This is a genomic window from Sinosporangium siamense (assembly GCF_016863435.1).
GTDB classification, from domain to species: domain Bacteria; phylum Actinomycetota; class Actinomycetes; order Streptosporangiales; family Streptosporangiaceae; genus Sinosporangium; species Sinosporangium siamense.
This window is the reverse complement of the sequence record NZ_BOOW01000035.1, coordinates 12,410-34,416: the sequence shown is the minus strand read 5'-3', so window position 1 is coordinate 34,416 and position 22,007 is coordinate 12,410. Positions and strand designations below refer to the sequence as shown.

The 22,007-nt window shown below is 69.8% G+C and carries 19 protein-coding genes and 1 CRISPR repeat array; of the genes, 14 read left to right on the top strand and 5 right to left on the bottom strand.

Annotated features, from left to right (window positions below; genetic code table 11):
- Nucleotides 1-40 precede the first annotated feature (40 nt).
- The 14 genes from Ssi02_RS27000 to Ssi02_RS26935 all read left to right on the top strand — a co-directional run bounded on the left by Ssi02_RS27000 (nucleotide 41) and on the right by Ssi02_RS26935 (nucleotide 17,553).
- Complete coding sequence (locus Ssi02_RS27000) at nucleotides 41-1,357, top strand: replication-associated recombination protein A (RefSeq protein ID WP_239129768.1); 1,317 nt, start codon at nucleotides 41-43, stop codon at nucleotides 1,355-1,357.
- Between the two features lie 36 nt (nucleotides 1,358-1,393).
- A CRISPR array of direct repeats spans nucleotides 1,394-1,896; the repeat unit is 23 nt; unit sequence GGACCATCCCCGCGTGTGCGGGG.
- Nucleotides 1,897-2,126: 230 nt separating this feature from the next.
- The gene (locus tag Ssi02_RS26995) at nucleotides 2,127-2,585 is read left to right on the top strand and encodes a DUF948 domain-containing protein (RefSeq protein WP_204030384.1); all 459 of its coding nucleotides are present in this window, start codon (nucleotides 2,127-2,129) and stop codon (nucleotides 2,583-2,585) included.
- On the top strand, nucleotides 2,582-2,863 hold the full coding sequence (locus tag Ssi02_RS26990) for a hypothetical protein (protein WP_239129766.1): 282 nt from the start codon (nucleotides 2,582-2,584) through the stop codon (nucleotides 2,861-2,863). Before Ssi02_RS26995 ends, Ssi02_RS26990 begins: the two co-directional genes overlap by 4 nt.
- A gap of 646 nt (nucleotides 2,864-3,509) precedes the next feature.
- The gene (alaS, locus tag Ssi02_RS26985) at nucleotides 3,510-6,182 is read left to right on the top strand and encodes an alanine--tRNA ligase (RefSeq protein ID WP_204030383.1); all 2,673 of its coding nucleotides are present in this window, start codon (nucleotides 3,510-3,512) and stop codon (nucleotides 6,180-6,182) included.
- A gap of 7 nt (nucleotides 6,183-6,189) precedes the next feature.
- The gene (gene ruvX, locus Ssi02_RS26980; RefSeq protein WP_204030382.1) at nucleotides 6,190-6,648 is read left to right on the top strand and encodes a Holliday junction resolvase RuvX; all 459 of its coding nucleotides are present in this window, start codon (nucleotides 6,190-6,192) and stop codon (nucleotides 6,646-6,648) included.
- Nucleotides 6,649-6,972: 324 nt separating this feature from the next.
- Nucleotides 6,973-8,118, top strand: coding sequence for an endolytic transglycosylase MltG (gene mltG, locus Ssi02_RS26975; RefSeq protein ID WP_239129763.1), 1,146 nt, complete (start codon nucleotides 6,973-6,975; stop codon nucleotides 8,116-8,118).
- On the top strand, nucleotides 8,115-8,963 hold the full coding sequence (locus Ssi02_RS26970) for a shikimate dehydrogenase (protein WP_204030380.1): 849 nt from the start codon (nucleotides 8,115-8,117) through the stop codon (nucleotides 8,961-8,963). Before mltG ends, Ssi02_RS26970 begins: the two co-directional genes overlap by 4 nt.
- A 414-nt stretch (nucleotides 8,964-9,377) precedes the next feature.
- Complete coding sequence (gene infC / locus Ssi02_RS26965) at nucleotides 9,378-10,076, top strand: translation initiation factor IF-3 (protein WP_239129760.1); 699 nt, start codon at nucleotides 9,378-9,380, stop codon at nucleotides 10,074-10,076.
- Nucleotides 10,077-10,248: 172 nt separating this feature from the next.
- Nucleotides 10,249-10,443, top strand: coding sequence for a 50S ribosomal protein L35 (gene rpmI, locus Ssi02_RS26960; RefSeq protein ID WP_204030379.1), 195 nt, complete (start codon nucleotides 10,249-10,251; stop codon nucleotides 10,441-10,443).
- Nucleotides 10,444-10,467: 24 nt separating this feature from the next.
- Nucleotides 10,468-10,851 carry a 50S ribosomal protein L20 gene (gene rplT, locus Ssi02_RS26955; RefSeq protein ID WP_204030378.1) on the top strand — a complete coding sequence of 128 codons (384 nt, stop codon included), beginning with the start codon at nucleotides 10,468-10,470 and terminating at the stop codon, nucleotides 10,849-10,851.
- Nucleotides 10,852-11,221: 370 nt separating this feature from the next.
- Nucleotides 11,222-12,043, top strand: a complete 822-nt coding sequence (locus Ssi02_RS26950) for a TrmH family RNA methyltransferase (RefSeq protein ID WP_204030377.1) — start codon at nucleotides 11,222-11,224, stop codon at nucleotides 12,041-12,043.
- A 677-nt stretch (nucleotides 12,044-12,720) separates the two neighbouring features.
- Nucleotides 12,721-13,803, top strand: coding sequence for a sensor histidine kinase (locus tag Ssi02_RS26945; RefSeq protein ID WP_204030376.1), 1,083 nt, complete (start codon nucleotides 12,721-12,723; stop codon nucleotides 13,801-13,803).
- Nucleotides 13,804-13,951: 148 nt separating this feature from the next.
- Nucleotides 13,952-14,992, top strand: a complete 1,041-nt coding sequence (pheS, locus tag Ssi02_RS26940) for a phenylalanine--tRNA ligase subunit alpha (RefSeq protein ID WP_204030456.1) — start codon at nucleotides 13,952-13,954, stop codon at nucleotides 14,990-14,992.
- Nucleotides 14,992-17,553, top strand: coding sequence for a phenylalanine--tRNA ligase subunit beta (locus Ssi02_RS26935; RefSeq protein WP_204030375.1), 2,562 nt, complete (start codon nucleotides 14,992-14,994; stop codon nucleotides 17,551-17,553). Before pheS ends, Ssi02_RS26935 begins: the two co-directional genes overlap by 1 nt.
- A gap of 108 nt (nucleotides 17,554-17,661) precedes the next feature.
- On the opposite strand, the gene Ssi02_RS26930 is transcribed toward Ssi02_RS26935, so the two are convergent.
- The 5 genes from Ssi02_RS26930 to trpB all read right to left on the bottom strand — a co-directional run bounded on the left by Ssi02_RS26930 (nucleotide 17,662) and on the right by trpB (nucleotide 21,844).
- A complete protein-coding gene (locus Ssi02_RS26930) occupies nucleotides 17,662-18,267 on the bottom strand; it encodes a Uma2 family endonuclease (protein WP_373870206.1) in 606 nt (201 codons plus the stop codon).
- 193 nt (nucleotides 18,268-18,460) lie between these two features.
- The gene (locus Ssi02_RS26925; protein WP_204030374.1) at nucleotides 18,461-19,345 is read right to left on the bottom strand and encodes an SDR family NAD(P)-dependent oxidoreductase; all 885 of its coding nucleotides are present in this window, start codon (nucleotides 19,343-19,345) and stop codon (nucleotides 18,461-18,463) included.
- Nucleotides 19,342-19,773, bottom strand: a complete 432-nt coding sequence (locus Ssi02_RS26920) for a MarR family winged helix-turn-helix transcriptional regulator (protein ID WP_204030373.1) — start codon at nucleotides 19,771-19,773, stop codon at nucleotides 19,342-19,344. Before Ssi02_RS26920 ends, Ssi02_RS26925 begins: the two co-directional genes overlap by 4 nt.
- Before the next feature lie 62 nt (nucleotides 19,774-19,835).
- A complete protein-coding gene (gene trpA / locus Ssi02_RS26915) occupies nucleotides 19,836-20,648 on the bottom strand; it encodes a tryptophan synthase subunit alpha (RefSeq protein ID WP_204030372.1) in 813 nt (270 codons plus the stop codon).
- Nucleotides 20,645-21,844: a tryptophan synthase subunit beta gene (gene trpB, locus Ssi02_RS26910; RefSeq protein WP_204030371.1), complete on the bottom strand. Its 1,200-nt coding sequence runs from the start codon at nucleotides 21,842-21,844 to the stop codon at nucleotides 20,645-20,647. The genes trpA and trpB overlap by 4 nt, the downstream gene beginning before the upstream one ends.
- Nucleotides 21,845-22,007 lie beyond the last annotated feature (163 nt).

The following is a 22,007-nucleotide window of genomic DNA, read 5'->3' as shown; positions in this document are numbered from 1 at the left end:
GGCGTGATCGGAGGCCCGCGCCGGGCGGTACTGTCGGCTTGTGGACAGTCTGTTCGATTCGGCGGCTGAGGAGGCCCACAAGGGACACGAGCCCCTCGCGGTGCGCATGCGCCCGCGCGGCCTCGACGAGGTCCTCGGCCAGCGCCACCTCCTCGGCCCCGGCACGCCGCTGCGCCGCCTCGTCGAAGGCGACGCGCCCATGTCCCTCTTCCTGTGGGGCCCGCCCGGCACCGGCAAGACCACCCTCGCCTATGTGGTCGCCGGCGCCACCAAACGCCGCTTCGTCGAGGTCTCCGCGGTCTCGGCGGGCGTCAAGGAGGTCCGCGCCGCGATCGACGGGGCCCGGCGCGAACTCGGCATGACCGGCAGGCAGACCGTGCTGTTCGTCGACGAGGTGCACCGCTTCAACAAAGCCCAGCAGGACGCCCTGCTGCCGGCCGTCGAGAACCGCTGGGTGACCTTCATCGGCGCCACCACCGAGAACCCGTTCTTCTCGGTGATCTCACCGCTCCTGTCACGCTCGCTCCTGCTCACGCTGGAGCCCCTCGCCGAGGCCGACGTGCGCGCCGTCCTCGACCGCGCCACCACCGACCCCCGCGGCCTCGCCGGGAAGGTACGGCTTGCGCCCGAGGCCGCCGACCACCTGGTCCGCCTGGCCGGGGGAGACGCGCGGCGCTCCCTGACCTACCTGGAGGCGGCGGCGCTCCTCGTGCCCGAGGGCGAGATCACCGTCGAGACGGTGGAGAAGGCCGTCGACTCCGCCGCCGTCCGCTACGACAGGCAGGGCGACCAGCACTACGACGTCGTCAGCGCGTTCATCAAGAGCATGCGCGGCTCCGACGTCGACGCCTCGCTGCACTACCTTGCCCGCATGGTCGAGGCCGGCGAGGACCCCCGGTTCATCGCCCGCCGCATTGTGATCTTCGCCTCGGAGGACGTCGGCATGGCCGACCCGACCGCCCTCCAGGTCGCCGTCGCCGCCGCCCGCGCCGTCGAGTTCATCGGCTTGCCCGAGGGCCGCCTCAACCTCGCCCAGGCGGTCATCCACTGCGCCCTCGCCCCGAAGTCCAACGCCGTCATCAAGGCCATCGACGCGGCTGCCGCCGACGTCCGCCGCGGCCTCATCGGCCAGGTGCCCCCACACCTGCGCGACGCCCACTACGCCGGCGCCGCCGACCTGGGCCACGGCAAGGCGTACAAGTACCCCCACGACGCCGAACACGGCCTGGTCCGCCAGGACTACGCCCCCGAGGAGGTCAGGGGCCGCCGCTACTACGAACCCACCCGCCACGGCGCCGAAGCCCCGGTAGCCGACCGCTGGGCCAGGATTCGGGACTTCCTTCGCGGGGGTCGGTGAGGTCCGTGTAGTTCGAGGTCCGAGCTGCGGGTGTACGGAGCATCCCCGCGTGCGCGGGGCTGATGGGCTGCGCGGGCTCGGGGCTGTCCGGAGCATCCCCGCGTGTGCGGGGCCGACGGCTGGCCGATTGGTACGCCCTGGTGCGCGAACGGAGCATCCCCGCGTGTGCGGGGCCGACGTGCAGGAACTCGACCGCGTCTATCACGACCGGGGGCCATCCCCGCGACTGCGGGGCCGACGCCCGCGAGAGAGGCTCCACCCGCGTTAGCACGGGACCATCCCCGCGTGTGCGGGGCCGACCCCACGGTGAGCTGGATCGATCCCGGCCCGAAAGGACCATCCCCGCGTGTGCGAGGCCGACTGCCGCCACTGCTACATCGAGCGGACCCCACCGGGACCATCCCCGCGTGTGCGGGGCCGACACTAGTCAGTGTGTGCGCCGTAGGCGCAGTGACGGACCATCCCCGCGTGTGCGGGGTCGACGCTACGCGGTTCCGTGCATCACCAACCGTGGTAGGACCATCCCCGCGTGTGCGGGGCCGACACTTGTTTACCTGCGCATTTGTGGAACTGCTGCCCTGTTTTCGTTCGGTTGGTCAGCGGAGGTCGGTGGGCCGCCTCCGTTGATCAAACTGATCATAAGGGCCGAATGTCGGCCGACATCCCAGGGCCTTCGGAGCTGGGGCTGGTGGGGCGCGTGGTGGCGGGGAAGTTGGCTGGGGCACGATAAGGTCTTCCCCATTCACGTGCCGAGGGGACGGATCCGCAGATGCTAACCGCGGGAGAGGTCGCGGGCCTGGTGGTCGCCATGTTTTGGGCGATCCTGGTCTGCTTTCTGGCCATGGTGCTCGTCAAACTCGCCCGGCTGATCAACGAGACCACCAAGATGGTGTCGGAGATGAGCGAGCGGGTCGCGCCTCTGCTCGACGACGTGAGCGCCACGGTCACCGAGACCAACCGCAGGCTCGTCACGGTCGACGCCATCACCGAGGACGTCAAGCGTGTCAGCGGCCATGTCGCCCAGGTGAGCGATCTGGCCTCCACGGTGTTCACCGGTCCGCTGATCAAGTTGTCCGCTTTCGCCTATGGCGTACGGCAGGCCATCGCGGCCCGCCGCTCCGGGGGCCGGTCTCCCGCACGGCCCGTGCTGCGGCAGGGCCAGGCCCCAGCGCAAGGGCAGCGGCGAAATGGAGCGCGGGCTCTGCGCGGGGGGCGGCGGGCCAGATGATCCGTCTCTTCTTCCGCATCATGATGCTCGGCCTCAACCTGGCCGCCGGTGCGCTGCTCGCGGTGTGGGCCATGCGCAAACTCCAGGCTTTGCACCCTGATCACCTGGCGCGGCGTGCCGCCGGGGGAGCGGTGGGCCTGTTGGAGCAGGCGCGCGAGTTCGCGGACGACGTGCTGGAGGCGGCGGCCGAGCATGAGGTCGAGTTGCGCGCGCGTCTTGAGGTCGGCAGGGTGGAGCACGGGTCGGCCGCCGGTCGGCGGTCCGGTCGCGGCGCGTGATGACATTGGCAACGTGATGACATTGGCATAGGCGCCTGACCGGGTCGGCAGATCGGTCCGGGTGCCCGAGCCGAACGGTCAGGGTGTCTGGCCGGTTCAGTTCAGACATCTGAGTCAAGCAGCCAAATGTCCGGCTAGATCGGTCTGGGGGCCTGAATCAGGATGTCTGGGCGCATCGGTCTGGAGGCCTGAGCCAAGTGGCCCAGGTTGCCGGCCGGACCGACCCAGGTGCTCAGGCTCATCGGTCCAGATGTCTGGCCCAATGGGTTCGGGCGTCTGAGCCAAGGCGTCTAAGCCAAGGGCGTCTGAGCCGAAGCGGTCTGGATGCCCAAGCCGATCAGTCCGGGTGACCGGCCAAAGCGGTCCGGATGCCCGAACCACCGACTGGGGTGCTCGCACCGAGGAGCCCAGACGGGCTGACTCGGGTGACCGGCCAAAGCGGTCCGGGTGCCTGAGCCGGCAGCCGAGGCGTTCGCCCGAGGAGTCCAGACCGGCTGACTCAGGGAATCGGTGGTCCCGGGGCGGCGCGCGGTATAAGGCCCCTTTGGTCGTGGACGCCCCCGATCAGCTCTACCGTAGTCGGTGAGGACCGGCGACTGCGGTTCATCAGGTAGACGACAGCCCCTAACGCAAAGGACGGCAGCTCATGGAGTCGGCAGAGATCGCCCGCCGCTTCCTGCGCTTTTTCGAAGAGCGCGGGCACACCGTGGTGCCCTCGGCCAGCCTCGTGGCCGAAGACCCGACCCTGCTGCTGGTCAACGCAGGCATGGTGCCGTTCAAGCCGTATTTCCTCGGCCAGCAGAAGCCGCCTTACCGGCGGGCCGCGAGCGCCCAGAAGGTCATCCGTACGCTCGACATCGACGAGGTCGGCAAGACCACGCGTCACGCGAGCTTCTTCCAGATGCTGGGCAACTTCTCGTTCGGCGACTACTTCAAGGAAGACGCGATCCCGTTCGCGTGGGAGCTGCTGACCCGGCCCGAGTCCGAGGGCGGCTTCGGCTTCCCCGAGGACCGGCTGTGGGTGACCGTCTACCTCGACGACGACGAGGCGCAGGACATCTGGCACCGCAAGGCCGGGGTGCCGCTTGAGCGCATCCAGCGGCGCGGCATGGCCGACAACTTCTGGTCGATGGGCGTGCCGGGCCCCTGCGGCCCCTGCTCGGAGATCTACTACGACCGCGGCCCCGAATACGGCGTCGAGGGCGGCCCGATCGCCGACGAGAACCGCTATCTCGAAGTGTGGAACAACGTGTTCATGCAGTTCGAGCGGGGTGAGGGCGGCGGCAAGGACAACTTCCCGATCCTCGGCGACCTGCCGGCCAAGAGCGTGGACACCGGCATGGGCCTGGAGCGCATGGCCGCGATCCTGCAGGGTGTCGACAACATCTACGAGATCGACACCACCTACAAGATCCTCGACCGGGCAGCCGAGCTGACCCGCAGCCGCTATGGCCGCGACCCGCGTTCGGACGTCTCGCTGCGCGTGGTCGCCGACCACATGCGCGCGGGCGTCATGCTGGTGGGCGACGGCGTGCTGCCCTCCAACGAGGGCCGGGGTTATGTGCTGCGCCGCATGCTCCGCCGCGCGATCCGCAACCTGCGCCTGCTCGGCGCGGGCGAGGAGCGCTACATGCACGAGCTGACCGCAACCACCATCGAGGTGATGGCCGAGCAATACCAGCAGCTCAAGGCCGACGCCGCCAACATCCACACGGTGATCGACGCCGAGGAGGCGTCGTTCCTCGGCACCCTGCGCACCGGCACCGCCATCTTCGACGCCGCGGTGGAGGAGACCAAGCGCAAGGGCGCGCCGGTGCTGTCGGGCAGCCAGGCGTTCCAGCTCCACGACACCTACGGGTTCCCCATCGACCTGACCTTGGAGATGGCGGTCGAGCAGGGGCTGAAGGTCGACGAGGACGGCTTCCGCCGCCTCATGAAGGAGCAGCGCGACCGGGCCAAGGCCGACGCCGCGGCCAAGAAGACCGGCAACGCCGACATCTCGGTCTTCGGCGACATCCTTGAGAAGACCGGCAAGGTCGACTTCCTCGGCTACAACACCACGCTCGCCGAGGCCACCGTCATCGGCGTCCTCATCGACGGCGTGGCCGCCCCCGCCGCCGGCGCGGGCATGACGGTCGAGATCGTGCTCGATCGCACCCCTTTCTACGCCGAGGGCGGCGGCCAGCTCGCCGACCAGGGCGTGATCAGAACCGCGGGGGGCGAGATCGAGGTCGTCGACGTGCAGTCGCCGGTCGCGGGTGTCGTCGTGCACCGCGGCAAGGTGCGCGCGGGCGAGGTGCGGGTGGGTGAGGCCGTCCACGCCGAGGTCGACGTCGAGCGCCGCCGTGCGATCTCCCGCAGCCACACCGCCACCCACCTCGTGCACCGCGGCTTCCGCAACGCGCTCGGCGAGTCGGCCGCGCAGGCCGGTTCCGAGAACTCCCCGGGCCGTTTCCGCTTCGACTTCACCGCCGCGGGCGCCGTGCCGGCGAGCATGCTGCGCGACGTCGAGGACGAGGTCAACGCGGTGCTGATCAACGACCTCAAGGTCAACGCCTACTACACCAGCCAGGCCGAGGCCAGGAAGATGGGGGCGCTCGCCCTGTTCGGCGAGAAATACGGCGACGAGGTGCGGGTCGTCGAGGTCGGCGAATACTCCCGTGAGCTGTGCGGCGGCACTCACGTCGCGAGCTCCGGCCAGCTCGGCCTCGTCAAGGTGCTCGGCGAGTCGTCCATCGGCGCGGGCGTGCGCCGCGTCGAGGCGCTGGTCGGCATCGACGCCTTCCGCTTCCTCGCCCGCGAGAGCGTGCTGGTGGCGCAGATCAGCGAGCAGCTGAAGACGCGCCGCGAGGAGCTGCCCGAGCGCGTCGAGGGCATCGTCTCGCGCCTCCGCGCCGCGGAGAAGGAGCTCGACAAGCTGCGTTCTGCCCAGGTGCTCGCCGTGGCGGGAGAGCTCGCCGCCGGTGCGCCCGAGACGGGCGGTGTGTCCGTAGTGACCCACCGCGCGCCTGATGGCACATCCGCTGATGACCTGCGTAAACTCGCCCTTGATGTGCGTGGCCGCTTCCCCGGTGACCGCGCCGCGGTGGTCGTGGTCGCCGGTGTCCCCTCGGACCGGCCGGTCGTGGTCGCCGCTGTCAATGAGGCGGGGCGCGCACGCGGTCTGTCGGCCGGACGGCTGGTGGGCGTGGCCGCCAAGGCACTTGGGGGTGGCGGTGGCGGCAAGGACGACGTCGCTCAGGGCGGTGGCACCCGCCCCGAGGCGATCGGAGACGCCCTGCGCGCGGTCGGCGACACGATCGCCGGTCAGGTCGGCTGAGGTCCGCATGCGATCTGGCGTGCGACTCGCCGTCGACGTCGGCACGGTGCGCGTGGGAGTGGCGCGCTGCGACCCCTCGGGGTTGCTCGCCACTCCCGTGGAGACCGTACGCCGAGGGAAGGGCGACCTCGACCGGCTCGCCGGCCTGGTCGCCGAGCATGAGGCGATGGAGATCGTCGTCGGCCTGCCGACCTCCCTGGCGGGCCGCCAGGGCGCTGCGGCGCAGGCCGCCGCCGACTTCGCCGGCCGGATCGCGGCGCGCGTCAAGCCGGTCCCGGTGCGCCTGTTCGACGAGCGGCTGACCACGGTCACCGCTCAGCAGGGCCTGCGCGCCAGCGGCGTGCGTGCCCGGCGGCAGCGTGACGTGGTCGATCAGGCCGCGGCGGTGGTGCTGCTTCAGGCGGCGTTGGATTTTGAGCGTTCGACGGGCAGGCCGCCTGGCCGCGCCGTCGAGCCGCCCCTTTGATCACAAAGCGTAGCCGTCCGGTTTGGTATGGCTACGGAGATTTGAAGCATAGAATCACGAAATTCACTGACAAAGAGAGTGACTTCGTGAGATACCGGGAAGAGCTGAACAGATACCTCGGGATGCGATGATGCCCGGTGGGATACCCCCGATCCCCGTGGGGCATATCGCGAGCCCAACTCCAGGGCTCAGTGGCCGTATGCAACGAAGTATGCGGCACCAGGGATGTATGGCAGGGAGACCCCCTTCCGGCCGGGCGCGATCATTTAGCGCCGGACCGTTCGAATCGGGAGATTGGCCAGCACATCAATGAACGATCTCGATATGGACTTCCTGACCGGGTCCGACGACGAGGGATCGGGCCGCCGCTCGCGCGGCTCGTCGGGCCGCTCCGGTAAGCGGGGCGGGCGCCGAAGACGCCGCAGGCGCAACCGAGGCGGGTTTCTCGCCCCCATGCTCGCGCTCATCATCCTGGTGGGCGTCGTCGGAGGCGCCGGTTACTACGGCTACGTATGGCTGAGCGACGTGATGGTCGCCGACGACTTCCCAGGGCAGGGCAGTGGCGAGGTCGTCATAGAGATCAAGGAAGGCCAGAGCGCCACCGAGGTCGCCCAGACCCTTGAGGAGAAGGGCGTCGTGGCCAGCGCCCGTGCCTTCACCAACGCCATCGGCGACGCAGGTAAGAGCTCCTCCCTGCAGCCGGGTGAGTACAAGCTGCGCAAAGGCATGTCCGCGGCTCTCGCCGTAGGGCTTCTCGATCCGCAAAAGCGCATTCAGAACCGCTTTGTGATCCCCGAGGGCTACCGGGTAAGCGATGTCATCAACACGATCGCGAAAGAGACGGGCAAGCCCAAGAGCGAGCTGCTCAAGGCGTCCAGGGACGGCGAGGCGCTCGGTCTTCCCGCCCCGGCCAAGGGCAAGGCGGAGGGCTATCTCTTCCCCGCGGCATACGAGTTCACCGACAGGATGTCGGCGACCGACATCTTCGCCAACATGGTCGAGCGCTATGAGAAAGAGGTCTCGGCGATCGACCTCGAGGGTGCCGCCAAGAAGCTCGGCTTCACCCCGCACCAGATCCTGACCATCGCCAGCATCGTCGAGGCGGAGTCCGGCAAACCATCGGACATGGGCAGGGTCGCCAGGGTGATCTACAACCGGCTCGGCATCAACATGCACCTGCGGATGGACAGCACCGTGATGTACGCCCACAACACCAAGGGCATCGCGGCGACCCACAAGCAGCTGGAGATCAAGTCGCCGTACAACACCTACAAGTACCAGGGGCTGCCGCCCGGCCCGATCACGAACCCCGGCATGAACGCGATCAAGGCGGCGCTCAACCCGACGCCGGGCCCTTGGATCTTCTTCGTCACCACCGACCCGAAGAACGCCATCACGAAGTTCACCGAGCACGAGTCGGAGTTCAACCAGTTCAAGGCCGAGTTCGAGAGGAACTGGAACAACGGGTGAGCGCGCAGACACGGGCGGCGGTGCTGGGGTTCCCAGTGCGCCACTCCCTCTCCCCGATCCTGCACCGTACGGCATATGCCGGCATGGGCCTCGACTGGCACTACGAGGCCGTCGAGTGCGACGAGGCGGGCCTCCCGTCGCTGGTGGCGGGCCTCGGCCCCGAGTGGGCCGGGCTCTCGCTCACGATGCCGCTCAAGCGGGCGGTGCTGCCGCTCCTCGACACGGTCTCGCAGACGGCGGTCGCGGTGGGCGGGGCCAACACGGTCGTCTTCCGCGACGGTGGGCGCCACGGCCACAACACCGACGTCTACGGCATGGTGACGGCACTCACCGAGGCGGGGGTCAAGGCTCCCGCCTCCGCCGTCGTCCTGGGCGGCGGCGCGACCGCGGCCTCGGCCCTGGCGGCCTTCGCCGACCTCGGCCTCTTCCAGGCCACCCTCGTGGTGCGCGACCCGGCTCGGGCGGGGGAGACGGCCGAGGCTGCGGACCGGCTCGGGGTGGCTCTCGCCGTACGGACCTTCGACGAGCTGGACGAGATCCTCGGCGGGGGTGCCGACCTGGTGGTCTCCACTCTGCCGTCGGGTGTCGCGGACGCGCACGCGAGCGCGCTGGCGAGGGTGCCCGCGCTCTTCGACGTGGTCTACGCGCCATGGCCGACCACCGTCGCGGAGGCCGTCGCCGCGGCCGGTGGCACGGTGCTCGGAGGTTTTCCCATGCTGCTTCACCAGGCGGTTCGCCAGGTGGAGCTGATGACCGGCCGCACGGACGTGCCGGTCGAGGCCATGCGCGAGGCCGGCGAGGCCGAACTCCGCCGCCGCGCCGCCGAGGCGTCCTCACGCGGTTAGCGGCCGAGCCTCCCCGGCATAGAGCGGGCCCGGGTGCCGGCACGGACGCCACCTCCGATGCGGCAAGCGGTGATGACCACGCTGGAGGCCCCCTTGAGCCTGCCGTTTCAGCCGGGCGGGGGTTTCGCCCGGTGTGGGAGCTTGATCTCTGTGTGGGGTATGGTCCGGAGGTCTGGCGGGGAATGTGCGATGTCGTGCATGCGGTTAACGTGCGGCTTTTGGGATAGGGATGATTCGGTAAGCCGACCGTGTTGTGGTAACGTAACTGCTCGATCGGTCCAGCATGCCTGCTGGACGCGCAAGCGGAGGTCTCCCTCCCACCTGCGAGCTGAGATGCGCGCGGGTTAAGGATCACGCCGGACATCATCCGGAAAGAGCTCACGGCTCAGGTGCCGAGGTGCTCAGTGGCCCCGCATGCGCGACGTGCGGGGCATTCGCGTTTTCCGGCGGATGCCTCCCGGCACGGTCGAGCACCACAGCGGATACACCAACGCCAGGTACCTAGGAGGTCCCATCAGCGCCGAGCCCCGCATCAACGAGCGTATTCGTGTGCCAGAGGTCCGCCTCGTCGGCCCTAACGGGGAGCAGGTCGGCATCGTCTCGATCCACGATGCCCTGAAGCTGGCCCAGGAGGCCGACCTCGACCTCGTCGAGGTCGCGGCCACGGCTCGTCCGCCCGTGTGCAAGCTCATGGACTACGGAAAGTTCAAGTACGAGTCCGCGATGAAGGCGCGCGAGGCGCGTCGCAACCAGGCGCACACGATCATCAAGGAGATCAAGCTCCGTCCGAAGATCGACCCGCACGACTACGAGACCAAGAAGGGTCACGTGGTGCGGTTCCTCAAGGCCGGAGACAAGGTCAAGGTCACGATCATGTTCCGCGGTCGTGAGCAGTCCCGTCCCGAGCTCGGGTTCCGGCTGCTCCAGCGCCTGGCAGAGGATGTTCAGGAGCTCGGCTTCGTGGAGTCCCAGGCCAAGCAGGACGGCCGTAACATGATCATGGTCATTGGCCCGCACAAGAAGAAGGCCGAGGCCAAGGCGGAGAAGGCGGCGGCCAAGGCCAGGCGCAACGACGACGACCACACTGCGGACGAGTCCGAGCCGCAGGAGTGACGCGGGTCGCCCGGTCCGCGCCGGTCCCCGCGGGGGGCTGAGCCGCGATCGGGCCGGGTGGCCACCCGCGAGGAGCCGAGACCAGGTCCGGTCTCGGGTGAGGCGTGCCCTTGCCCCCGGTGGACCGGCTCGGGCATCGGCTACGGAGACGACAGAGGGAGAGACGGCTGAGATGCCGAAGATGAAGACGCACAGCGGTGCGAAGAAGCGATTCCGGCTGACCGCTACCGGCAAGGTCATTCGCCGCCGTGCCAACAGGAAGCACCTGTTCGAGCACAAGCCGTCCACCCGTACACGTCGGCTCGCACCGGACGTCGTGATGTCCGACGCCGACACCAAGAAGATCAAGAAGCTGCTCGCCAAGTAAGACCGACCCCCGGGGAGATATCAGATGGCACGCGTGAAGCGGGCGATCAACGCCAAGAAGAAGCGCAGGGTCGTCCTCGAGCGGGCGAGCGGTTACCGGGGCCAGCGGTCGCGGCTCTACCGCAAGGCCAAGGAGCAGATGCTCCACTCGCTGACCTATGCCTACCGCGACCGCAAGGACCGCAAGGGCGCCTTCCGCCGGCTGTGGATCCAGCGGATCAACGCCGCGGCCAGGGCCAACGGCATCACCTACAACCGGTTCATCCAGGGCCTGAAGGCCGCCGGCATCGAGGTCGACCGCAAGATCCTCGCTGATCTGGCCGTCACCGACAGCCAGACCTTCGCCACGCTGGTCGAGGCCGCGCGCAAGGCCCTCCCGGCCGACGTCAACGCGCCGGTCGCGAGCTGAGCCGGGCACACGAGCCGACGGCGCGTGCCTAAGCCACGCCCAGCGCGAGCTCCAGGCACACGTCCACGGTGCCCGTCCCGCTCCTCCCCGAGGGGAGCGAGGGACGGCGCGCCTTTCGAGGGGTCTACCGGCTAGGTGGGCCCCTCTTGTCATGCCGGGGCACGGCGCAGCCCGCACGTCTGAGCCGTGAAGCTCCGGGCCCGGCGGGCCGGATCCCAGCCGGCATCTGTGGCGCTAGGGTCGGCTGATCGGCAGGGGACAGGCAGGTCCTACTGAGACGGGCACGGGCCTGGAAAACCGGCCGGTCGGCCGGTGATCGGGCTGAGATGAAGGCAAGGCGCTGGGACGGCGGGACATGAGGGGACAACACGTGACGGGGTCTGAGCTGACCAACATCAGGTCGCCGAGGGTCAAGGCCGCCCGCAGGCTCACCAAGCGGGCGTTCCGCGATCGGGATCGTGCCTTCCTGGCCGAAGGGCCGCAGGCGGTCCGTGAGGCGCTTGAGCTTCCCGGCGTGGTCGTGGAGCTGTTCACCACCGGTGAGGCCGAAGCCCGCCACCCCGAGCTCGTGGCCGCCGCCGCGGCGGCCGATGTGCCGGTTTTCCGGGCCAGCGGGGAGGTCATGGCCGAGCTGGCCCAGACCGTGACCCCGCAGGGCCTGCTCGCGGTCTGCCGCTTCGTCCATGTCGAGCTTTCCTCGGCTGTGCCGTACCCCGAGCCGGGTGTCGAGGCGGCGCGGCTCGTCGCCGTGCTCGCCCATGTGCGCGACCCCGGCAACGCCGGCACGGTCGTGCGGGTGGCGGACGCCGCCGGGGCCGACGCCGTGCTGTTCACCGACGCCTCCGTCGACCCCTACAACGGCAAATGTGTACGGGCCAGCGCCGGCAGCCTCTTCCACGTGCCCGTCGCGACCGGCGTGACCGCCGCGCGGGCCGCCGAGCACCTGAAGGCCCAGGGCATGCGCGTCCTCGCCGCCGACGGCGCGGGCACGGTCACCCTCGACGACGTCGACCTGAGCGGCCCGACCGCCTGGATCTTCGGTAACGAGGCGTGGGGGCTGCCCGAGGACATCCTCGCGCTCGCCGACGACGTGGTGCGTGTCCCGATCTACGGTCGTGCGGAGAGTCTCAACCTCGCCACGGCGGCCGCCGTCTGCCTCTACGCCTCCGCGCGGGCCCAGCGGGAGAAGTGAACCCGGCGGGGGCGGCGCTCCAGAGGTGCGGAGGGCCTCGGCTTGGCCACGGCGGACCCTCTGCCCTGCGAGAAAGGTGAGAGTCCGCCGGAGGCGGGCTGAGCGGCTTGCAAGGAGTAGTTCCGGGCTGCGGGCGTGCGGATCGAGAGCGCGGAGTGTCTCGTCCCCGGGCGGCCCATATCCAGGGCTGCGGTCATGTGGAGAGTTTGGGCCCCGCCTTGGCAGCGGTCGCCTGTCCCGGTGCCTTCGTGTGCGCTCGGCGGGGAAGTGAGAATCCTCCGGAAGCGGGTTGATCGGTATTCCGGAATACCACCTTGGCGATCGCGAAGTTTGTCCTCCGTACACCCGCCGGACGTTTTAGGAGTGCGGATTGCGGCACCCCCGGACGGCATGATCGGGGGATTGGGTGGGGGATGCAGATCTCTGGCATGGTTTGTTGATGAACGCGGCCAGTGTGCGAAGTGGGGCTTTTCGCGGAGCCGGAGTGAGGGAGCCGGGAAGCCCGGTTCGGGCGGGTGGCGGGGTGATGTCAGGTCAATTGCAATGCTGTTTTTTCGCGACAGTGGCCCCCTGTCTGCCGGTATGCCGACACGCGCACCCAGAGCGGCAAGTGAGGCTCCTCCAGAGTGCGGGAAACCCGCTATTGTCGGCCTTGTAGGTCGACAGGAGGCGGGGTCGTGCGCGGTGACAACACCGATCAGCGTGTCGCAGATGCCGCGTGCGTGGTCCACATCGACGATCTCCCCGACGGCCTCCTCGTAGCCGACCGGCAGGGCCGCGTCCTGATCGTCAACCGCGCCGCGGCGAGGTTGACAGGGGTGGCGGCCGAGAAGGCGGTCGGGCGCGACATGCGTGACGTCTTCCCCTTCCGCGACTCCGACGGCCGCGACTGGTGGAAGTGCCTGGAGCCCGGCGGCGGCCTGCGGACCCGCACCCGCGTGACCGAGCGGCCCCTGCACCTGCCCGGCGGCCACGAGCTGATGGTGGCCGCGCGCCTGGTGCGCCGCCCCGAGCGCGGCGGCGAGGTCGTCAAGGTCGTCATCACCCTGCGCGACGGAGGCGCGAGGGCGCGCCTGGAGCGCAGCCGCGCCGATCTCGTCTCGACCGTCGCCCACGAGCTGCGGTCGCCGCTGACGAGCGTCAAGGGCTTCACCGCGACGCTGCTCGCCAAGTGGGACCGTTTCACCGACGATCAGAAGCGCATCATGCTGGAGACCGTCAACGCCGACGCCGACCGCGTGACGCGGCTCATCACCGAGCTGCTCGACGTGTCGCGCATCGAGTCGGGGCGGCTGGAGATCCACCGGCAGGTCGTCGACATCCCGGCCCGGGCGCGCAAGGTGATCGCGGGGCGGGTCGCCGCCGGCGACGCCGAGGACCGGTTCCGGCTGGAGATCCGCGGCGAACTCCCGGAGACCTGGCTTGACCAGGACAAGGTCGATCAGATTCTGGCCAACCTCGCGGAAAACGCTGTGCGCCACGGACGCGGTACGGTGACAATAGTCGTTGAACCAAGCGAGCAGGGAGTGACCGTGTCCGTGCGTGACCAGGGCGAGGGCATCGCGCCCGAGCTGTCCACGCGCGTGTTCCGGCAGTTCTGGCGCGGCAACGGCAGGCGCAGGGGCGGCACGGGGCTTGGCCTGTTCATCGTCAAGGGCCTGGTCGAGGCCCACGGCGGCGGCATCGTCGTCCAGCGGGCGCCCGAAGGCGGGGCTGAGTTTCGATTTACCGTGCCCACCGGCACGCCCGACTTCGCCTGAGCCGCCTCCCGGCTCGCGCGGGCGATAGCGGCCCGGTGGGCTTTCCGCACTAGACTCATGGCCGCTCAAGCCCTGGATTCGGAGCTCACTCTTGTCTAACTACGACCCGGTCGAGGTGACGCCGCTGCACGCCGACGAGGTGGCGCGGATGCTCACCGAGGCGCTGGAGGCCGTCGCCGCAGCGCGCGACCTCGACGCGCTCAAGCAGGCGAGGCTCGCGCACGCGGGCGACAGATCGCCCATCGCGCTGGCCAACAGAGAGATCGGCGCGCTTCCACCCGCCGCCCGCGCCGAGGCTGGCAAGCGGGTCGGCGGCGCGCGCAAGGCCATCGCGGAGGCGCTTTCGGCCCGCCAGGCCGAGCTGGAGGCCCAGCGCGACGCGCGTGTCCTCATCGAGGAGGCCGTTGACGTCACCCTCCCCTGGGACCGCCGCCCAGCGGGTGCCCGGCACCCGCTGACCACGCTCCAAGAGCGCATCGCCGACGCCTTCGTGGCGATGGGCTACGAGGTGGCCGAGGGGCCCGAGCTCGAAGGCGAGTGGTTCAACTTCGACGCGCTCAACATCGCGCCCGACCACCCGGCCCGCTCCGAGCACGACACCTTCTTCGTCGGATCGCGCGACTCCGGCATGGTGCTGCGCACCCAGACCTCGCCCGTGCAGGTGCGCGCGATGCTCTCGCGGCCGCTGCCCTGCTACGTGATCTCACCGGGCAAGGTGTTCCGCACCGACGAGCTCGACGCCACCCACACCCCCGTCTTCCACCAGGTAGAGGGGCTCGCCGTCGACAAGGGCCTGACCATGGCCCACCTCAAGGGCACGCTCGACGCCTTCGCGGCGTCGATGTTCGGCGAGGGCATCACCACCCGCTTCCGCCCCAACTACTTCCCCTTCACCGAGCCCTCCGCGGAGATGGACCTGCGCTGCTTCGTGTGCAGGGGCGCCTCTGCGGTGCCGGGCAACCCGCCGTGCCGCACTTGCAAGTCCGAGGGCTGGATCGAGTGGGGCGGCTGCGGCATGATCAACCCGCGGGTCCTGGTGTCCTGCGGCATCGATCCGCGCGAATACTCCGGATTCGCCTTCGGCATGGGCATCGAGCGCACCCTGATGTTCCGCCACAACGCCGAGGACATGCGTGACATGGTCGAGGGAGACGTGCGCTTCACGCTCCCGTTCGGGATGGAGGTCTGATGAAGGTCCCGCTTTCCTGGTTGCGGGAGCACGCCGACCTCCCCGCCGCCACCGCCCACGAGATCGCCGACCGCCTTACCGCGGCCGGCCTCAAACTGGAGTCGATCACCTCGGTCGGCCACGAGATCAAGAACATCGTGGTCGGCAGGGTCCTCGAGTTCAAGACCCTTGAGGGCTTCAAGAAGCCCATCCGCCACTGCCAGGTCGAGGTCGGCGAGGCCGCCCCGCGCGGCATCGTCTGCGGTGCGGTCAACTTCGAGGCCGGCGACCTCGTGCCGGTCGCGCTTCCCGGCTCGGTGCTGCCCGGCGGTTTCGAGATCGGCGCCCGCAAGACCTACGGCCACGTCTCCGAGGGCATGATCTGCTCGGAGGCCGAGCTCGGCATCGCCGACTCCAGCCCAGGCATCCTCGTGCTGCCCGCCGGCACGCCGATCGGCGCCGACGTCGCCACGCTGCTCGGCCTGCGCGACGATGTGATCGAGCTTGAGGTGACCCCCGACCGGGGTTACGCGCTGTCGATCCGCGGCGTCGCCCGCGAGGCGGCCACCGCCTTCGGCGTCGAGTTCCGCGACCCCGCGGCCGTCGACCTGCCCGAGGCTTCCGGCGAGGCGTTCCCCGCCTCCATCGCCGACCCCACGGCCTGCGACCGCTTCGTGCTGCGCGAGGTCACCGGCTTCGACCCGGCCGCGCAGAGCCCCCTGTGGATGCGGGTGCGCCTGGCGCGCGCCGGCATGCGGCCGGTGTCGCTGGCCGTCGACATCACCAACTACGTGATGCTGGAGCTCGGCCAGCCGCTGCACGCCTTCGACCGTGGGCGGCTCAGCGGCGGCATCGTGGTGCGCAGGGCCGAGCCCGGCGAGCGGCTCACGACCCTCGACCACGTGGACCGCGAGCTCCACCCCGAGGACATCCTGATCACCGACGACTCGGGCCCGATCGGCCTCGCCGGCACCATGGGCGGCAAGGACACCGAGATCGCCGACGACTCGGTCGACCTGGTCATCGAGGCCGCCCACTTCTCCGCGACCGGCACCGCGCGCATGTCCCGCCGGCACAACCTCGTCAGCGAGGCGTCCAAGCGCTTCGAGCGGGGCGTCGACCGCGAGCTGCCGCTGGTGGCCTCGTGGCGCGCGGTGTCCCTCCTCGCCGAGCTCGGCGGCGCCACCGTCTCGCCCGGCGTCACCCACGCCCAGGTCGACGTGGCGCCGACGGCCATCGCCATCCCGACAGGTCACCCCGGCGCGGTCGCCGGCGTGCCCTACTCGCGGGAGACCGTCGTGCACCGCCTGGAGCAGGTGGGCTGCACGGTCGCCGACGGCGTGGTGGAAGGCGCGGGGGAGGGCCCCCACGGAGTCGACGCCACCGGCACCGTGTCCACCGGGGAGCTCACCGAGCTGCTCAGAGTCGTCGGCGACGACATGATCACCGTTGTTCCGCCGAGCTGGCGGCCCGACCTCACCGACCCCAACGACCTCGCGGAAGAGGTCATGCGGCTCGAAGGCTACGACAAGCTGCCCTCGGTCCTGCCGCCCGCCCCCGCGGGCGCCGGGCTCACCGAGGCCCAGCGGCTGCGCCGCCGCGTCGGCCGCGCCCTCGCCGGGGCCGGTTACACCGAGGTGCTGGCCTACCCGTTCGTCGGGGCGCGCGATCTCGACGACCTGCTGCTCACCGACGACGACGCGCGCCGGCGCGCCGTGCGGCTCACCAACCCGCTGTCGGAGGACGAGCCGTTCATGCGCACGACACTGCTGCCCGGTCTGTTCAAGACCGCGGTGCGCAACGTCGGGCGCGGCTTCGGCGACGTCGCCCTGTTCGAGACGGGCCTCGTCTACCGCCCGCGTGAGGACGCCCCCGACCGGGCGCCGGTGCTGCGCGTCGACCGCCGCCCCACCGAGGACGAGCTGGCCGCCGTCGCGGCGGCCCTGCCCGACCAGCCGCTGCGGGTCGCCGTCGTGCTGACCGGCGAGTTCGAGCGCTCCGGCTGGTGGGGCAAGGGCCGCGCCGCGGGCTGGGCCGACGCGGTCGAGGCCGCCCGCGCCGTCGCCCGAGAGGCCGGAGCCGAGCTGTCGGTCCAGGCCGACCAGCACGCCCCCTGGCACCCGGGCCGCTGCGCCGCCCTCTACGTCGGCGACACCCTCGTCGGCCACGCCGGCGAACTCCACCCGAGAGTCGTCGAGGCCTACGGCCTGCCGCCGCGCGCCTGCGCCATGGAGCTCGAGCTCACCCGGCTAGAGCGCCTCCACACCGGCCCCGTCCAGGCCCGCCGGGTCTCCGCCTACCCGGTGGCGACCCAGGACGTCGCCCTGATCGTGCCCGACTGGACCTCCGTGGCCGACGTGGAGACCGCCCTGCGCGACGGCGCGGGCGAGCTCCTGGAGTCGGTGCGGCTGTTCGACGTCTACACCGGCGCACAGGTCGGCGAAGGCAACAAGTCCCTCGCCTACACCCTGCGCTTCCGCGCCCCCGACCGCACCCTCACCGTCGAGGAGACCACAGCCGCCCGCGACGCCGCAGTCGCGGTCGCCGCCGAGCGCCTCGGCGCCCACCTGCGAGGCGTCTGACCTCACGACAAACGGCTGGTACGGCACTGCCGTACCAGCCGTTTGTGCGTGTTGTCCGGGTGGCCCGGCTTAGCATGGTCTTGTCAGAACGCCCGGCGGTTGGCGTGGTCAGAGGTGGTTGATCTCGGTGAGGTCGATGTCGATCTCGAAGGGCTCGCCGACCGTGAGGCGGTCATGGTGGACGCCCGTGGCGATGTATGTTTTCTCGACCGGGTCCAGCTTGAACGTGTGCACGACTGGAAGCCCGTCGGACTCCTCCACCCGCCAGAAATGCGGGATACCCGCCTCCGCGTAGAGTTGCGGCTTGCGGGTGCGGTCGCGTGTGGCGGACTCGACGGACACCACCTCCAGCGCGAGGAGCACACTCACGGCGGCGTAGGAGGACTGCCGGGTGATGCCTTTGTCAGCGTCGGCGTCCACCACGACCAAGTCGGGTTCAGGACGCTGCAGTGGCCCCAGGATCACGCTCATCTCCCTGCGCACGCGGAGGTGAGCCGGGAGGGTGCGGCGGAGGCCCAGCTCCAGAAGAAAGATCGTGAGGGAGTGAAAGCGAACCTGCGGACTTACGAGCACCAAGCTTCCATCTATTAGCTCAGCGTGCGCAGGCAAACCCGGAATGTGATCGAGATCTTCGGCGAAGTATCCGTGAATGGGAAAGTTGGTCCAGTCGACCTCGTCGGGGGACGAGGACTGCTGCATAGCAGCATCGATCATCGACTTGCGTAGCTCCCACTCCGCGTCGGCCTCCGGGTCGGGTGGATCCGACGGGGCGGGAAGTGGTCGCTTGATCATTTCCGCGCTCCTGGGCTCTACCTTCATGACTCTACGCTAGCAACCCCCACTCCGCGTCACAGGGCGATCAGCGCTTCGCACCGTTTGCGTTCCGCAAGGGCTTGGCTCCTGCCGACTAGCCTGCCCCGTCGGACGGCGCTGTGAACCCCGGCGTGGGGGCTTGACGGCTCAAGGGGGGCACGCCCAGGAGGGTGGCGGTTCGTTCGTAGACGGTGTGGGCGAGGGTGGTGTCGCGGGCGAGGGGGGAAGGCGAGTCCGGGCGGCAGTCGGTGAAGAAGCCTCCGCTGGGGTGTGGAGCGGGGGTGGCGGTGGCCAGCCAGACGGGGGTTCGTACGCCCTTGTCCGGCGTGATGGAGAAGGGCCGGAACACGGGGGCGGTCAGGCGCATCAGGCCGCCGGCGTTGGTGTTCATGCCGGTGCCCTTCACCATTCCGGGGTTGGCGTTGTAGGCGCTCATGCCTTCGGGCAGGCGGCGGGCGAGTTCCGCGGTCGCGAGGAGGCCGACCAGTTTGCTGGTGGAGTAGACGTGGATCTGCGAGTAGAACCGCCTGCCCCATGAGGTCCCGGCGACGTCCGGGTCGGTGGGGTCGAGTTTGCCGCGCTTCTCCACAAAGCTGGAGAGGTTGATGATCCGGGCGGTGGAGGTGAACGCGCCCGCCTCCAAGAGGGTGTGCGTCAGGAGGAAGGGTGCGTGGTGGTTGATCGCGTAGGTGCGTTCGACCCCGTCAGCCGTTTGCCCGTAGCGGGGGAAGGCGGCTCCGGCGTTGTTGATCAGGACGTCGATGCGGACGCCGTCGGCCGCCAGTTTCGCCGCCAGGTCGCGCACCTGCGACCACGCGGACAAATCCGCCGTGTAGGTCTTGACGCCGCCCAGCTGCTTGGCCGCGGCGGCGGTTCTGGCGGGGTCCCTGCCGATGAGGAGCACATCCGTCCCGGCCTGCACGAGGTGATGGGCCGTCACCAGGCCCAGCCCGGACGCGCCGGTGATGATCACGGTCACGACGCCTCCTGATCGTGAGTGCTCGCCTGGCGCAGCAGCGCATGCAACCGGCGCCGGCTTTCCTCGTCGAGCCGGGCGAACGGGGAGCGTTCGACGGCGTGCCGGATGACGCGATCCCGCAGGGTGCATCCCTCGAGGGTGAGCCGGACGATCTTCGCGCGGCGGTCGGTGGGGTGGGGCTCACGGCTCACCAGACCCTGCCTTTCCAGCCGGTCGATCATCGATGTCGCGGTCGACGCGTCGCAGTTCAGAACCTCGGCCAGGCGGCGCGCCGTCATCGGCGGCTCACCGGTGAGCCGCCACAGCGCGCCGGCCTGCGCGTCGGTCAACTCCAGTTCGCGCAGCATGCTCTTCAGCTCGCCGTGCACGTGGTCGTGCAGGACGAAGAGGTAGTCGATCAGTTCCCGATCCAGCCGTCTGGCATCCATGACCGCGAACATACATGGATTATCCAATTATTGGATAATCCATGTAGTTGCCCGTGGAGCGGTCAGGTCCGGCGGACGGCTTCGGCGAGTTCGGCGGTGAGCGTCTTGACCGCCGTGAGGGCCGCGGCCTCATCGGGGGCGTCGAGGACGGCCTTGACCAGGGCGGTCCCGACGATCACGCCGTCGGCGTAACGGGCGACCCGGGCGGCCTGAGCGGCGTTGGAGATGCCGGTGCCGACGCACACGGGAAGGTCGGTGACCTCCCTGAGGCGTCGCACCAAGGTGGGGGCGGCCTCGCCGTCTGCCGCGCGGGCGCCGGTGACGCCCATCAGCGAGGAGGCGTAGACGAACCCCGAGCCGGCCGCGGTGATCTCCCGCAGGCGCGGGCCGGTGCTGCTCGGCGCGGCCACGAAGACGGTGGCGAGGCCGAGCTTCGTGGCGCGGTCGCGCCAGGCAGCGGATTCCTGTACGGGCAGGTCGGGCAGGATGCAGCCCGCGCCGCCGGCCTCGGCCAGTTCGCGGGCGAAACGCTCGATGCCGTACCGGGAGATCGGATTCCAGTACGACATAACCAGCACCGGCTTGCCGGTGGCCCGGTAGGCCTCTCGCACGGTGCGTATGACGTCGCCGATCCGGACGCCGCCGCGCAGGGCGATGTCGTCGGCGGTCTGGATGACCGGGCCGTCCAGCACCGGGTCGCTGTGCGGCAGTCCGACCTCGAAGACGTCGGCTCCGCCGTACAGGGCGGCCTGGATCGCGGCGATGCCGCCGTCGACGGTCGGGAAGCCGGCGGGCAGATAGGCGATGAGCGCGGCCCGGTTCTCCTTGCCGGCGCGCGCCAGGGTGTCGGCCAGGAGCCGGATGTTCCCGCTCACGTGGCGTTCCTCTCGAAGTAGCGGGCGGCGGTGTCCATGTCCTTGTCGCCACGTCCGGATAGGTTCACGAGAATCAGCCCGTCCGGGCCGAGTTCGGCGCCGACGTCAAGGGCGCCGGCGAGGGCGTGTGCGCTCTCGATCGCCGGGATGATGCCCTCGGTCGACGCGAGTAGCCGGAACGCCTGCATCGCGGCGTCGTCGGTGACCGGGCGGTACTCGCCGCGGCCGATCTCGTGCAGGTAGGCGTGCTCGGGCCCGATGCCCGGATAGTCGAGCCCGGCGGAGATCGAGCAGGGCTCGGTGATCTGCCCTTCCTCGTCCTGCAGCACGTAAGAGCGTGAACCATGAAGGATGCCGGGTTCGCCCGCCGACAACGTCGCCGCGTGTTTCCCGGTCTCGACGCCGTGCCCGGCGGCTTCGCAGCCGATGAGGCGTACATCCTGGTCGGGGAGGAAGGCGTGGAAGAGACCGATCGCGTTGGACCCTCCCCCGACGCACGCGACCGCCGCGTCCGGCAGCCGCCCGGCGCGTTCGAGGATCTGGCGCCGGGCCTCCACCCCGATGATGCGCTGGAAGTCGCGGATCATGGCGGGAAAGGGGTGGGGCCCGGCGACCGTGCCGAAGATGTAGTGCGTGGTGTCGGTGTTGGCCACCCAGTCGCGGAACGTCTCGTTGATGGCGTCCTTGAGGGTGCGGGAGCCGGAGGTGACGGGGATGACCTCGGCGCCGAGCATCCTCATCCGCGCCACATTGAGCGCCTGCCGCCGGGTGTCGACCTCGCCCATGTAAACGGTGCACTTCAGCCCGAACAACGCGCACGCGGTCGCGGTCGCCACCCCATGCGAGCCCGCGCCGGTCTCCGCGATGACCCGCGGCTTGCCCATCCTCCTGGTCAGCAGCGCCTGTGCGAGCACGTTGTTGACCTTGTGTGAGCCGGTGTGGTTGAGATCCTCGCGTTTGAGGAACACCCGCGCGCCCCCGGCGTGCCGGGCGAAGCGGGGCACCTCGGTGAGCGCGCTCGGGCGCCCGGCGTAGTGAACGAGGAGTTCCTCCAGTTCGGTGGCGAACGCGGGGTCCGCCTTGGCTTTGCCGTACTCGGCGGCGACCTCGTCCACGGCGGCGACCAGCGCCTCCGGGATGAACTTGCCGCCGAACGCACCGAAATATCCAGATTCTTCGCTGTTCATCGCAGACATGCATGCTCCTGAGCCAGGGCACGCGCCCCGGATTCGTGAGACCCATACGGCTACGCCCGGCATGCCGTGAGATGAAGCCGCATGCCGGACAGGGGTCCCGGCGGGTCAGAACGACGCCCGGCCGGGACCGGAGAAGATCAGGAGTTCCGAAGAAGGGAACGAA